The following is a 13,436-nucleotide window of genomic DNA, read 5'->3' as shown; positions in this document are numbered from 1 at the left end:
AAGCGCCGGGTGGACAAAAAACGGGACAGGGAACAGCACAGTCATGACCAAGCACAGGCTTCTTGCAGCAACTGCACTTTCGACCCTCATGCTGGGCGCAGCGCCCGCCATGGCGGTCACCGTGACGATGAACACCGTGCAGATCTTCGGCACCATCGATCCGGCGAAAATCTCCGACTACACCGACTACATGGCGGCCGTGAACCTCTATGACGGGCTGGTCACGGTCGACGCCGCCGGCAACATCATCCCCGAGCTGGCCGAAAGCTGGACGGTGTCGGACGATGCCAAGGAAGTCACCTACAAGCTGCGCGACGATGCCAAGTTCGCCGATGGCTCGCCGGTCGAAGCCAGCGACGTGGTCTATACGGTCGAGCGCCTGCTGCGCATCAACCAGGGCCCGGCCAACCTCTTCGCCGGCGTACTGGCGCCCGGCTCGGTGACCGCCGTCGACGCCAAGACGGTGAAGTTCACCCTCTCCAAGACCTTCGCGCCGTTCCTCACCACCGTGCCGGCCATCTTCATCCTCAACGAGGAGGTGGTGAAGGCCAACGAGGGGTCGGACGACGGCCAGACCTGGCTGGCGACCAATGTCGCAGGCGCCGGCGCCTACAGCCTCAAGAGCTGGGATCGTGGCAGCCAGATGACGATCACCCGCAACGCCGACTACTACAAGGGTTTCGGCACCGGTCCGATCGACGAGGTGCATTGGATCATCACCAATGACGAGGCCACCGTGCGCTCGCTCGCGGCTTCCGGCGAGCTGACCATGTCGAGCCAGTTCCAGTCGCCCGACACCTATACCGCGCTCGAGGCGATGGGCCGCTTCGTCATCGCCAAGGAAGAGACCTCGACGGCGTTCTACCTCAAGCTCAACAGCAAGGCCGCGCCGACCGATGACGTGCACATCCGCAAGGCCATCGCGCTCGCAACCGACTATGCCACCATCCGCGAGGTGATCTCGCCCGGCGGCGTGCTGTCGACGCCGCTGCCCAAGGCCTTCGCCGCCTTCCATGCCGACGATATCCCCGAGCCGGTCTACGACCTTGAGGCCGCCAAGGCGGAAGTCGCGCAGTCAAAATATGCCGGCGCGCCGATCCCGATCACCCTCGCCTATGTGGCGGGCACCAAGTTCGAGGAAGAGATCAGCCTGCTGATGCAGTCGAACCTCGAGCAGCTCGGGTTCGTGGTGACGCAGCAGGCGGACCCCTGGAACCGCATCACCGAAATCGCCGGCAAGGTCGAGACCACGCCGAACGTCAACCAGATCTTCTTCGGCCCGACCTATCCGTCGCCGGACTCGATGTTCTTCACCCAGTACCACTCAGAAGCGGCCGGCACCTGGGCCTCGATGGAGTGGGTGCAGAATCCCGAGATCGACGCGATGATCGACGAGGCCCGCGGCACCGGCGACACCGCCAAGCAGGCTGAAATCTACAAGGCCGTGCAGCACAAGCTGGTCGACCTGCAGTCCGACGTGTTCCTCAACACCCAGACGGTGCAGCATGCCATGGACAAGTGCCTCACCGGCTTCAAGGCCGTGCCGATGATGTCATTCGACTACGACTTCACCCGCTACAGCTGGACCTGCTGATCGTAGCCGTCCCCGGCTTCGGCCGGGGACGCCCCTCCCGCACCACCCCTTCTCGGCTTACCAGGGCGGCTGCCTCTTGGAATTCCTGCTTTTCCTGTTCCGGCGCATTTTGTGGTCGATCCTCGTCCTCGTGGGCCTGTCGATCGTCATCTTCGCCATTGCCCGCGTGGTCCCGGGTGATCCGGCGCGCATGGCGCTCGGCCCCACCGCCACGGCGCAGCAGGTGGCGGACCTGCAGGAAAAGCTCGGGCTCAACAAGCCGATCGTCGAACAGTACGGCATGTTCATCGCCGGGCTCAGCCGCGGTGACCTCGGCCGCTCGCTGCTGACCGAGCGCCCGGTCAACGACGATATCCGCGATACGTTTGCGGCGACCTTCGAGCTGGTGCTGGCGACGATCACCCTCGCCTTCGTGCTGGGCGTGCCGCTGGGGGTGGCGGCGGCGCGCTGGAAGGACAAATGGCCTGATACGCTGGTTCGGGTGCTGGCGATCTTTTCGGCCGTTACCCCGAGCTTCTTTGCGGCGCTGCTGCTGCAGATCCTTGCCGGCTACGTGCTGCACATCCTGCCGACCACCGGGCGGCTGCCACACAATATGGAATTCGTCGCCGGAATCACCGGGCTCCTGACCGTCGACTCGCTGCTGGCCGGTCGCCTTGATGTGTTCGGTGAGGCGCTGCGCCACCTGCTGCTGCCGGCCACGGCGCTGGCGCTTGCCACCATGGGGCAGATCGCCCGCATCACCCGCTCGTCGATGATCGATGTGGCGAGCCAGGACTATATCGAGGCGAGCCGCGCCTTCGGCGTGCCCGAGCCGATCCGGGTGTTCAAATACATGCTGCGCCCGAGCTTCGTGCCGCCGCTGACCATCCTGGGGCTCGAGTTCGCCTCGCTGATCGGCAACGCCTTTGTCGTCGAGCTGGTCTTCGCCTGGCCCGGCATGGCTGCCTATGGCATCCGCACGATCCTGCAGAAGGATCTCAACGCGGTGATGGGCGTGGTGATGGTCTCGGGGGTGTTCTTCGTCCTGGTCAATCTGCTGATCGATGTGCTGGTCGGGTTCGTCGACCCCCGCGTCCGCATTCGTGGGAGCCGCTGATGGCCCAGGAATCGCACCCTAAAACCGTTCCCACCGCTCCGCCCCGCCGGCTCTCCAACGCCTACCAGAACTGGTATCGCTTCTCTCGCAACCCGACCGCGGTGATCGGCGCGGCGATCGTCATCCTCGCCATTCTCGCGGCGCTCCTCGCGCCGTGGATCACCCCCTATCCCGAGCATGTCGGGGCGGTGGTGAATTTCAGGGCCCGTCACCTGCCGCCCTCGGCGGAGTACTGGTTCGGCACCGACAATGTCGGGCGCGACATCTTCACCCGGGTGATCTTCGGGCTCAGGATCTCGCTGCTCTTGGCGCTGGTGGTGCTCGGCATCGCCATCCCGGTAGGCACGACGCTTGGCCTGCTCGCCGGTTATTTCGGCGGCTGGGTCGAAGTGGTCATCATGCGCCTGACCGACATCGCCCTCGCCATCCCGCCGCTGGTGATGGCGCTGGCGGTGGCCGCGGTGCTGTCGCCCGACCTGATCAACTCGATGCTGGCGATCGCCGCGCTATGGTGGACCTGGCATACGCGGCTGATCTACTCGATCACCCGACAGTTGCGCACCCAGGAGTTCGTCGAGGCGGCAGAGACGCTGGGCGCCAGCAAGTTCCACATCCTGTTCCGCGAGATCCTGCCCAACTGCGTTTCGGCGCTGGCGGTAAAAACCTCGCTCGACGCTGGCTTCGTGATCCTCGTGGGCGCCTCGCTGAGCTTTCTCGGCCTCGGGATCCAGCCCCCTACCCCGGACCTCGGCACCATGGTCGCCTCGGGTTCGGCGTTCCTGCCCGATTATTGGTGGGAATCGGTGCTGCCGGGCTTCGCCATCCTGATCGTCGCGCTCGGCTTCAACCTGCTCGGCGATGGCCTCCGCGACCTGTTCGACGTGCAGGAGGTGCGCTGATGGCCGACGCCCTGCTCTCCGTCCGCAACCTCAGCGTGCAGTTCACCACCTATGGCCAGACCAACCCGGTGCTGAAGGGGGTATCGCTCGACGTGCCGGCCCGCTCGCAGATTGCCCTCGTCGGCGAGAGCGGTTCGGGCAAGACCGTGACGATGCGGGCCATCATGGGGCTGTTGCGCAGCCCGCCGGCCAAGGTTACCAGCGGCGAGATTTTCTACGATGGCCGTGACCTGCTGACGATGCCGGACCGCGAGCGGTTGAAGCTGCGCGGCACCGCCATGTCGATGGTGTTCCAGGACCCGATGAGTTCGCTCAACCCGGTCTTCACCATCGCCGACCAGATGGGCACCATCCTCAAATACGCCGATCGCCGCCTCGGCCGCAGCCGCAGCGGCCGGGAGCGCATGGCGCGGGTGCATGAAGTGCTGGGCCAGGTGCGGATGCGCGACCCTGAGCGGGTGGCGCGCTCCTACCCGATCATGCTGTCGGGCGGCATGCGGCAGCGCGTGCTGATCGCCATGGCGCTGCTCAGCGAGCCCAAGCTGCTGATCGCCGACGAGCCCGGCACTGCCCTCGACGTCACCACCCAGGCGCAGATCCTGAAGCTGCTCAAGGATCTCGTCGAAGAGCGCGGCCTCGCCCTGCTGATGATCACCCATAATCTGGGCGTGGTGCGCGAGACCTCGAACTACGTCTACGTGATGAACAAGGGCGTGGTGGTCGAGCACCGGCCGACCGCCGAGCTCTTTGAAGCGCCGCGCGACGATTACACCAAGGCGCTGATCTCAGCCGTACCGCGGCTGACCGGCGGCACCAGCTTCGGCAATGCGGGAGCGGCCGCATGAGCGCCATGCTGGAAATCGTCGGGCTGACCAAGCTGTTCCCAGTCCGCAACGGCTTTGGACGGAAAACCGGCGATGTGCGCGCCGTCGACGACGTGTCGTTCTCGATCGAGAAGGGCAAGGTCTATGGCCTTGCCGGCGAGAGCGGCTCGGGCAAATCGACCATTGCCCGCATGATCATGGGGCTGGCCAAGCCGACCGGCGGCGACATCCGGCTCGATGGCCACAGCATCATCGGCGAGACCGGCACCCGAGCCTATGGCCGCAAGGTGCAGATGGTGTTCCAGAACCCCGGTTCGTCGCTCAACCCGCGGCGCACCGTGGGCCAGTCGATCGCCGTACCGCTCGCCGCGCACGGGACACCTGGCGGGGAGCACAGGCGGCGGATCGCCGAGCTGCTCGAGATGGTGCAACTGCCGGCGGATTTCGCGCTGCGCTACCCGCACGAGCTGTCGGGCGGCCAGAAGCAGCGCGTCGCCATTGCCCGGGCGTTGGCGGTGGCGCCGCAACTGCTGATCCTCGACGAGCCGACCTCGGCGCTCGATGTCTCGGTGCAGGCCCGCGTCATGGACCTGCTGGTCGATCTCGGCCGGCAGCTCGGGCTCACCTACCTGTTCATCTCGCACGACCTCAGCCTGATGCGGAACTTCGCCGACACGGTCGGGGTGCTCTATCTCGGCAAGATCGTCGAGACCGGCGCCACTGCGTCGGTGTTCGAGGCGCCGCAGCACGATTACACCCGCCTGCTCCTTGCCTCCGTGCCGGTGATCTCGGCCGAGGAGGAGGCGATGCGGCCCACAATTCCACTGATCGACGGGGAAATCCCGACGGCAGAGCAACTTATCGCGCTCCGCGCAGCAGTCTCCCAAAGGATAGAAAAATGATCAGAATTGGCATCGACGTGGGCGGCACCAATACCGACGCCGTGGTCATGGATGGCCCGACCGTCATTGCCGGGGTCAAGGCCGCCACCACCGCCGACGTGATGACCGGCGTGGTCAACGCACTGAAGGCGGTGCTTGAAGCCTCGAAGCTGGACGCCTCGGCCATCGACGTGGTGATGATCGGCACCACCCATTTCACCAACGCAGTGGTGCAGCGGCGCGACCTGGCAAAGACCGCCGCCGTGCGCCTCGGCCTCCCCGCTACTGCCTCCCTGCCCCCGATGGTCGATTGGCCCGAGGACCTGAAGCTGGCGATCGGCGGCACCGGCTACCTCGCCCATGGCGGCAACGAGTTCGACGGCCGGGTGATCTCGCCGCTCGACGAGCAGGAGCTGCTCGGCATTGCCGAGGACATCAAGGCCAAGGGCATCAACACCATCGCCATCACCTCGGTGTTCTCACCGGTGACCGGCGAGTTCGAAAAGCAGGCCGGCGAGATCTTCGCCAAGGCGCTGCCGGGCGTCCACATCACGCTGTCGAGCGATATCGGCCGGGTCGGCCTGCTTGAGCGCGAGAATGCGGCGATCATGAACGCCTGCCTGCGCGATCTGTCCAAGCACGTGATCGAAGCCTTCCGCAAGGCGATCACCGAGACCGGGATCAGGGGCCGCTTCTACCTAACGCAGAACGACGGCACGCTGATGGATGCGGCGTTCGCGGAGAAATTCCCGGTGCTGACTTTCGCCTCGGGGCCAACCAACTCGATGCGCGGCGCGGCCTTCCTCTCCGGGGTTGCGGACGCCATCGTCGTCGATATCGGCGGCACCACCTCCGATGTCGGCTCGCTGCATAAGGGTTTCCCGCGCCAAGCCACCGTGGCCGTGGAAGTCGGCGGCGTGCGGACCAACTTCCGGATGCCGGACGTCTTCTCGATCGGCCTCGGGGGTGGTTCGCACGTTGTCGAGACCGGCGGCGCCATCAAGGTCGGGCCCACTTCCGTTGGCTACCGGATCGCCACCGAGGCGCTGATCTTCGGCGGCTCGACGCTGACCACCTCCGACGTCATCGTTGCCTCCGGCCGCGCCGAGCTCGGCGACAGAGCCAAGGTCGCGCACCTGACGCCCGAGTTCGTCGCGCGCACCCAGGCCAGGATCATGTCGATGCTGGAGGATTGCGTCGAACGCTCGCGCCTCTCGCCCGAACCGCTGCCGGTGATCGTGGTGGGCGGCGGCTCGATCCTCGTCGATGGCCCGATCGGTGGCCTCGAGGTGGTGAAGCCCAACCACTTTGCCGTGGCCAATGCCGTTGGCGCCGCCATCGCCCAGGTTTCGGGCGAGGTCGACCGCGTCTATGCGCTGGCCGAGATCGGCCGCGACCAGGCGCTGGCCGACGCCAAGGAGCGCGCCACCGAAGCCGCAGTCGCCGCCGGGGCGCTGCGCTCGTCGATCGAGATCGTCGATGTCGAGGACGTGCCGCTGGCTTACCTGCCCGGCAACGCCACCCGCGTCCGGGTCAAGGCCGTCGGTGAACTGCATGTCGGATAAGGGTTATCTGCTCAAGGAGAGCGACCTGCTTCCGCTGTCGATCGGCGCGGCGCTGCTCGGCACCGGCGGCGGCGGCAACCCCTATGTCGGGATGCTCAGGGCACGCGAGCTGATCCGCAAGGGCGCCGAAATCCGCGTGCTGCCGCTCGATGCGCTGCCTGACGACGCCTGGGTCGGCGAAGTCGGCGGTATCGGCGCGCCCGTAGTGGGGGTCGAAAAGATCGAGGAAGGCGGCGAGTGCTATCGCGCCATGCGCGCCGTGGAAGAGACGGCCGGCGTGAAGCTCTCAGCCACCATCTCGGCCGAGATTGGCGGTTCCAACGCGCTCGAACCGGTGATCGCGGCGGCCTATGCGGGCCTGCCGGTGATCGACGGCGACGGCATGGGGCGGGCCTTCCCCGAAGTGCAGATGACCACCTTCTTCATCTATGGCGCCAAGGCCGCTCCGGCTGCCATCGCCGACGAGAAGGGCAATGTCGTCGTCTTCAAGGAGGTGATCGACATGTTCTGGCTCGAGACCTTCGCCCGCGGCGTCTCGGTCAACATGGGGGCGGCCGCCGGCCTCGCCATCGCTCCGATGTCCATGGAGTTCGTCCGCCGCACCGCCGTACCCGGCACCGTGACCCAGGCGCTCCAGATCGGCCATACCGTGCTCGAGGCTCGCCAGAAGCGGCAGAATGTCGTCGAACGCGTCGTCGCCTCGACTGGCGGCAAGCTGTTCTTCACCGGCAAGGTCACCGATGTACGGCGTGAACTGGTAGGCGGCTTCGCCCGCGGCCATGCGCATATCAGCGGCGTCGGCGATTGGGCGGGCTCGGAGGCGCGCATCGCCATCCAGAACGAGAACCTCGTGCTCTGGGTCGATGACGTACCGGTGATCATGGTGCCCGACCTGATCATCAACCTCGAGCTCGATACGGGCGAACCCATCACCACCGAAGTGCTGCGCTACGGTCAGCGCATCGCGGTGATCGGGCTGCCGGTGCATGACCTGATGAAGACACCCAAAGCGCTGGAAATCGTCGGCCCCAAGGCTTTTGGTTACCCCGAACTCACCTTCAACCCGCTCCAGCCCCAGCCCGTTCTGGCCTGAGGCGAAAGGAACCGCAGCATGAAGTTTCTTCGCACCATCCATGCCGAGGACATGGAAGACATCGCCACCGGCGGCGCCATTCTCGGGACCGGCGGCGGCGGCGACCCCTATGTCGGCAAACTGATGGCCCAGCAGGCGATCAAGCAGTATGGCCCGGTCAATCTCGTCGACATCGACGAGCTGCCCGACGACGCGCTGGTGGTGCCGGTCTGCATGATGGGCGCCCCCACGGTGATGACCGAAAAGCTGCCGCAGGGTGAGGAGCTGATCAACGCCTTCCGCGCGCTCGAGCAGTTGCTCGGCCGGAAGATCGACGCCGTGCTTTGCGGCGAGGCCGGTGGCGTCAATTCCACCACTCCGTTCGTCGTGGCGGCGATGGCCGGCTTGCCGCTGGTCGATGGCGACGGCATGGGCCGCGCCTATCCCGAGTTGCAGATGGTGACCTTCACCATGCACGGCGTTTCCGCCACGCCCATGGTGCTCTGCGACGACAAGGGTAACTCGCTGGTGCTGGAGACGGTCAGCAACGCCTGGACCGAGCGGCTCGCCCGCGCCGCCACGGTGGAGATGGGCGGCTCGGCGCTGCTGGCCTTCTACTCGATGTCGGGCGCCGTGGCGAAGAAGGCGATCGTGCGCGGCACGCTGACGCTCTGCTCCGAGCTCGGCCGCACGCTGCGTGAGGCCAAGGCCGGCCACGTCGATCCGGTCAACGCCATCGTCGACAAGCTCGAGGCCGATGTGATCTTCCATGGTCGCATCAAGGACATCGAGCGCCGTACCGTCGGTGGCTTCGCCCGCGGCACCGCCCGCTTCGAAGGGGTCGAGGAGTGGAAGGGCCACAGCTTCCGGCTGGATTTCCAGAACGAGTTCCTGATGGCCGAGCGGGATGGCGAGATCATCGTTACGACGCCCGACCTGATCACCGTGCTCGATGCCGAATCGGGGCTGCCGGTCACTGCCGATGCGCTGCGCTACGGCCTGCGGCTCAAGGCGCTGGCCATGCCATCCAACCCGCAATGGCTGACACCGGCCGGCATCGAACTCGTCGGTCCGCGCTACTTCGGCTACGACACCGACTACCGCGAGTATTTTGGGCGCTGACGGGGGAGCCTAAAACCGGGCCCCGCGTGCGGGGCCCGGCCAATCACCAGCGCGATCAGAAGTGGAAGTTGACGCCGACGCGGACGGCCGAGCCGTCGATGTCGAACTCATCTCCGTTGTTGTAGCCCTCGACCTCGACGGTGCCGAAGTTGGTGTAGAGGTACTCGGCCTTTAGCGAGACAGTGTCGGTCACCATGTATTCGGCGCCCACGCCGGCGACCCAGCCACCGATGCTCTGAGCCTGATCGTCAACATCGAGGTTGGCCACAGCGAGACCGGCCGTGCCATAGAGCAGCAGATCACCGACGGCGAAACCGAGGCGGCCACGGAGGGTGGCGAGCCCGTTGATCCCGTCGTCCGCGTCCCAGTGGTCGGTATCGCTGCCTTCGAGGATGCCGGCAGCCGATAAATCGGCCTCAACGCCGAGCACGACGGAATCGAACTGCACGTTGTAGCCGGCCTGGACGCCACCCAGCCAACCGTTGAGGGTGGCAAGGTCGCTGTCGTTGCCGTCATGCGCGGCATCGAAATCAGCGTAGCCAGCATGGGCGCCGATGTAGAAGCCAGTCCAGTCGCGGCTGGCGCTGACGATGGCTTGGTCCGGCGAGGGAACGTAGAGATCGGCAGCGCTGGCGGTGCCGGTGAGCAGCCCGGCAAATGCCAGGGCGGCGAAGATACGCGTAGTCATATAGACTCCAGTAAACTGAAGCCCCCCACCGCCGCTCCTCTATGGCGGAGGGGAATTTTTCAAGACCACCAAGGCGGTAGAGCGCTCTGCTATGGCAAAGAATCAACACTCGATCGCCGGCCTGATCTTGGCTGGGGGCCGCGGCGAGCGCCTCGGTGGAGTGATCAAGTCCGAACTGGTGCTTGGCGGCGTGCGCCTGCTCGAGCGTGTGGCGGAGCGGCTTAAGGCCTGCTCGCCGCTGCTGACGGGGCATGGGCGAATCGATCCAATAGCGCTGCACCTGCCGTCCGGGATGATCGCGGTGCCCGACCTCGATGGCGATTATGCCGGGCCCCTGGCAGGCCTCGCCGGCGCTATCGCCTACCTCAATGCCCTGGCCACGCCGCCGGAGCTGCTGGTCAGCGTCGCGGTGGACACGCCGTTCCTGCCGGCCGACTTCGTCACGCGCCTTCTCGAGGGGCTCGGCGAGGCACCCGCCGCTGTCGCGGCCTATGATGGACAGCCCTACCCCACCAACGCGATCTGGCGCGTGGCGCGATTCCGCGACCTGCCGGAGCGGGTACGGGCCGGAACCGCACCACGCAGTCTAAGATCGCTGTGTTCCGCGGCTCAGGGGCTCACTATCGAGTGGCCGAAAAGCGCTGCTGGCGATCCCTTCGCCAACGTCAACACCCCGGAAGATCTGGCCAATCTGCAGCTGCGAGTGGCCACGGCCGGGTCGCTTCGCGATTGAGTTTCCGAGATCGGAAATTCGGGCTTGGCAAAGGAAATCAAAACCGCTACACGGGCGCTGCTTCACACGAGGCACGTGTTCCGCGGTAGCTCAGTTGGTAGAGCATTCGACTGTTAATCGAATGGTCCTTGGTTCGAGTCCAAGCCGCGGAGCCAATCTTTTCCCCTCAGATCTGAGATGATCAGCGCAGGCCCCAAGCCGGCGCTTCTGGCGTTGCTCACCAGGCCAGCGACTTGCCGTCCAGCGCGGCCAGCAGCTTTTCGTCGTGGCCGTAGATATCCGAGCTGAAGTGGACGCCATCGGCTTCGACCCAGGCGGTCAGGTAGGTAATGTGCACCGGCAGCGGCGTCTTGAGGTTCACCACGGTGTTCTTGAGCGATGCGACGACGGAATCGATGCGCTGGTTGGACCAGCCGTCGACACCACCCGCCGCCAGCACCTGATCGGCCAGCTCGAGCGGCCGCGACAGGCGGATGCAGCCGTGGCTGAAGGCGCGCTCGGCGCGGCCGAACAGGCTGCGTGACGGGGTATCGTGCAGGTACACGTCATGGGCATTGGGGAACATGAACTTCACTCGGCCCAGGGCGTTGTTGGTGCCCGGCTTCTGGCGCAGCTGGAACGGGAAGCGGCTCGGCGTCACCTGCGCCCAATCGACCTGCCGGACGTCGTAGATATCCTTGCCGCGCACCGCCTCGAAACCGGCGGCGGCGACGGCCGCCGGGTTGCTCTTGAGCTTGGGCAGTTCCTCCTTGGCGGCGAGGCCGGCCGGCACGTTCCAGTACGGGTTGAACTCGAGGTAGCGGATGGCGTCGCTGAACACTGGCGTGCGGCTGTAGGGCTTGCCCACCACCACCGCCATCTTCTCCTTGATCTCGCCATCGGCGATGCGGCGCAACTCGAAGCCGGCGATGTTGACGATGATGTATTGCCGGCCGAGATCGTCCGGCATCCAGCGCCAGCGCTCCATGGCGAAATCGATCGATTCGATGCGATCCTCGATCGGCACATTCATGGCGACCAGTGAGGCCGGGCCGACGACGCCATCGACATCAAGGCCGTGGCGCGCCTGGAAGTGCTTCACTGCTTCGACCAGCACTTCGTCATAGAACTCGGGCTCGCCCGGCGCGGTGGCGGCAGCGCCGTCGGTGACGGCGAGACGGGCGCGCAGCGCCGGGATGCGCGGATCGGTCATCCCCGGCTTCAGGGTGTCGCCAAGTGGCACGGTGCCCCAGCCGCCGAGTACGGCCAGCGCGTGGTAGTCGTCGAGCGCCTTGCGCAAGGCTTGATACTCGGCGTTCTGCGGCTCCCAGGCGTGCAGCACCGTTTCGACATCGGCCACCTTGGCGACGCCCGCCAGTGCAGCGGCTTCGTCGATGGTGCGTGGGGTGAGGAAAAAGTTGGGGTCGATCTTGTTGGGCAGGAAGCGGCCGACCTTGAGGTCCGAGGCATATTCGAGGAAGGCGGCCGAGAAGTAGAGCTCGATGATGGCGAGGCTGCGCTTATCGGTCTCGCCGGCGGCGACCAGGAGGCTCGCGAGCTGCTGGCCTGGGTAGTCGTCCGGGTTGAGCCCGTCATCGGTAGCGTTGGTCAACCGCGAGACCATGACGCCGGCCCGGGCGCTGTTGAGCCAAAGCAGGTCGCCGCTCTGCTCTTCGTAATAGGTACGCAACACGTCGCGCCGCTGCTTGATCGGCAGCGGCAGGCGGGGCTCGTTGGCCAGCAGGTCGATGATGTTGATGCGGACCACCGCCAGGTCGCGCGGCGACAGGTCGACGCGATCCTGCGCTACCGCCGGCATGACAAAGAGCAGCGCCAGCAGCGCGACGACAAGGTTGCGGATCAGGTCAGGGCATGGGCGGCGCATAGAGAATCCCGCCTTGGGTCCAGAGGGCATTGACGCCACGACTGAGCTGCATCGGCGTTTCCTCGCCGAGGTTGCGCTCGAAGACCTCGCCGTAGTTGCCGACCCCGGCCAGCACCTTGACCAGCCAGTCGTCGGCAAGGCCCAGCGCCTTCACTGCCGGAGCCCCCATGGCTTTTGCAGTGTCGGCCCCGGCGCCCGCCATCGATGCCGCATCCAACTCCTGCTCCTCGGCATCGATCAGCGCGTAGAGGGTCCAGCGGATGAGGCTGGTCCATTGCGGATCGCTGTCCCGCACCACCGGGCCGAGCGGCTCCTTGGAGATGACGTCCTTCAAAATGACGTGCTCGTCGGGGGTCGGCAGTGCGGCGCGCTCGGCAGCCAGCGCCGAGCGATCGGCGGTATAGGCATCGCACCTGGCCTCGGCGTAGGCGGCGCGCGCCGCATCGCGCTCCTCAAAGCTCAGGAACGAGACCTTGAGACCAGCTTTTTCGAAATAGGCCGCCGCGTTGGCCTCAGTGGTGGTGCCGCTGACCACGCAGATGCTGGCGCCGTCGAGCTCCAGCGGACTGATCGCGCCGAAGATGGCGGGGATCATGAAGCCCTGCCCATCGAAATAGCTGGTGCCGGGGAAATCGAGCCCGAGGTCCAGGTCGCGCGACATGGTCCAGGTGCTGTTGCGCGACAACAGGTCGATCTTGCCGTCGCTGAGCGCGGCAAAGCGCGCCTCGGCCGAGAGCGGCAGGTATTCGACTTTCCCGGCATCGCCGAGCACCGCCGCCGCAACGGCGCGGCAGAAATCGACGTCAAACCCCTGCCAGACCCCTGCTCCGTCCTGTTTGGAAAAGCCGCCGAGGCCCTCACTGACGCCACAGATCAGCTTGTCGCGGGCGCGGACGTCATCGAGCGTGCCGGCAAAGCCGACCGAGCTCGATGCAAGAAAAGCCAGCAGTGCTGCTGCCAGTTGTCCTCGGTGCATTGGCCACCCCTCATGGCTGGATGCGAACCTGACAAGTCTTGTCCGCAACGGCGGCGACGCACAAGCCCTAGGCCATTGCCGCCGTTACGTGATCGTTGCCTCCCCCTCGCGGCCGCCTG

The 13,436-nt window shown here is 65.9% G+C and carries 12 protein-coding genes and 1 tRNA gene; 10 read left to right on the top strand and 3 right to left on the bottom strand.

Annotated elements, in window-relative coordinates; all coding sequences use genetic code 11:
* The first annotated feature begins 43 nt into the window (after positions 1-43).
* From ASC89_RS05640 to ASC89_RS05605, 8 genes are all read left to right on the top strand, one after another.
* Positions 44-1,594 (top strand): ABC transporter substrate-binding protein, encoded by a 1,551-nt coding sequence (locus ASC89_RS05640; RefSeq protein ID WP_055995652.1) that lies wholly within the window; start codon positions 44-46, stop codon positions 1,592-1,594.
* A gap of 76 nt (positions 1,595-1,670) precedes the next feature.
* Entirely contained in the window at positions 1,671-2,693 is a 1,023-nt protein-coding gene (locus ASC89_RS05635; protein ID WP_055878527.1) for an ABC transporter permease, read from the top strand.
* Positions 2,693-3,592 (top strand): ABC transporter permease, encoded by a 900-nt coding sequence (locus ASC89_RS05630; RefSeq protein ID WP_055995649.1) that lies wholly within the window; start codon positions 2,693-2,695, stop codon positions 3,590-3,592. Before ASC89_RS05635 ends, ASC89_RS05630 begins: the two co-directional genes overlap by 1 nt.
* Positions 3,592-4,437 carry an ABC transporter ATP-binding protein gene (locus tag ASC89_RS28920; RefSeq protein ID WP_055878530.1) on the top strand — a complete coding sequence of 282 codons (846 nt, stop codon included), beginning with the start codon at positions 3,592-3,594 and terminating at the stop codon, positions 4,435-4,437. Before ASC89_RS05630 ends, ASC89_RS28920 begins: the two co-directional genes overlap by 1 nt.
* Entirely contained in the window at positions 4,434-5,318 is an 885-nt protein-coding gene (locus ASC89_RS28915; protein ID WP_055995646.1) for an ATP-binding cassette domain-containing protein, read from the top strand. Before ASC89_RS28920 ends, ASC89_RS28915 begins: the two co-directional genes overlap by 4 nt.
* A complete protein-coding gene (locus ASC89_RS05615; RefSeq protein WP_055995643.1) occupies positions 5,315-6,862 on the top strand; it encodes a hydantoinase/oxoprolinase N-terminal domain-containing protein in 1,548 nt (515 codons plus the stop codon). The genes ASC89_RS28915 and ASC89_RS05615 overlap by 4 nt, the downstream gene beginning before the upstream one ends.
* The gene (locus ASC89_RS05610; protein WP_055878536.1) at positions 6,852-7,955 is read left to right on the top strand and encodes a DUF917 domain-containing protein; all 1,104 of its coding nucleotides are present in this window, start codon (positions 6,852-6,854) and stop codon (positions 7,953-7,955) included. The genes ASC89_RS05615 and ASC89_RS05610 overlap by 11 nt, the downstream gene beginning before the upstream one ends.
* A gap of 18 nt (positions 7,956-7,973) precedes the next feature.
* A complete protein-coding gene (locus ASC89_RS05605) occupies positions 7,974-9,056 on the top strand; it encodes a DUF917 domain-containing protein (protein ID WP_055878538.1) in 1,083 nt (360 codons plus the stop codon).
* Positions 9,057-9,111: 55 nt separating this feature from the next.
* On the opposite strand, the gene ASC89_RS05600 is transcribed toward ASC89_RS05605, so the two are convergent.
* Entirely contained in the window at positions 9,112-9,744 is a 633-nt protein-coding gene (locus tag ASC89_RS05600; RefSeq protein ID WP_055878541.1) for an outer membrane protein, read from the bottom strand.
* A gap of 91 nt (positions 9,745-9,835) precedes the next feature.
* Between ASC89_RS05600 and ASC89_RS05595 the strand changes: the two genes are divergently transcribed.
* A complete protein-coding gene (locus tag ASC89_RS05595; RefSeq protein ID WP_055878544.1) occupies positions 9,836-10,477 on the top strand; it encodes a molybdenum cofactor guanylyltransferase in 642 nt (213 codons plus the stop codon).
* Positions 10,478-10,556: 79 nt separating this feature from the next.
* A tRNA-Asn gene (locus ASC89_RS05590) sits at positions 10,557-10,632 on the top strand.
* Between the two features lie 62 nt (positions 10,633-10,694).
* On the opposite strand, the gene ASC89_RS05585 is transcribed toward ASC89_RS05590, so the two are convergent.
* Both ASC89_RS05585 and ASC89_RS05580 read right to left on the bottom strand, forming a co-directional pair.
* The gene (locus ASC89_RS05585) at positions 10,695-12,341 is read right to left on the bottom strand and encodes a murein L,D-transpeptidase (protein ID WP_055995640.1); all 1,647 of its coding nucleotides are present in this window, start codon (positions 12,339-12,341) and stop codon (positions 10,695-10,697) included.
* The gene (locus ASC89_RS05580; protein WP_055995637.1) at positions 12,322-13,317 is read right to left on the bottom strand and encodes an amino acid ABC transporter substrate-binding protein; all 996 of its coding nucleotides are present in this window, start codon (positions 13,315-13,317) and stop codon (positions 12,322-12,324) included. Before ASC89_RS05580 ends, ASC89_RS05585 begins: the two co-directional genes overlap by 20 nt.
* Positions 13,318-13,436 lie beyond the last annotated feature (119 nt).

The sequence above is a fragment of the Devosia sp. Root413D1 genome (assembly GCF_001425235.1).
In the GTDB taxonomy this organism is placed as follows: domain Bacteria; phylum Pseudomonadota; class Alphaproteobacteria; order Rhizobiales; family Devosiaceae; genus Devosia_A.
The sequence above is the reverse complement of the archived record's forward strand: the minus strand, read 5'-3'. Positions and strand labels throughout refer to the sequence as shown.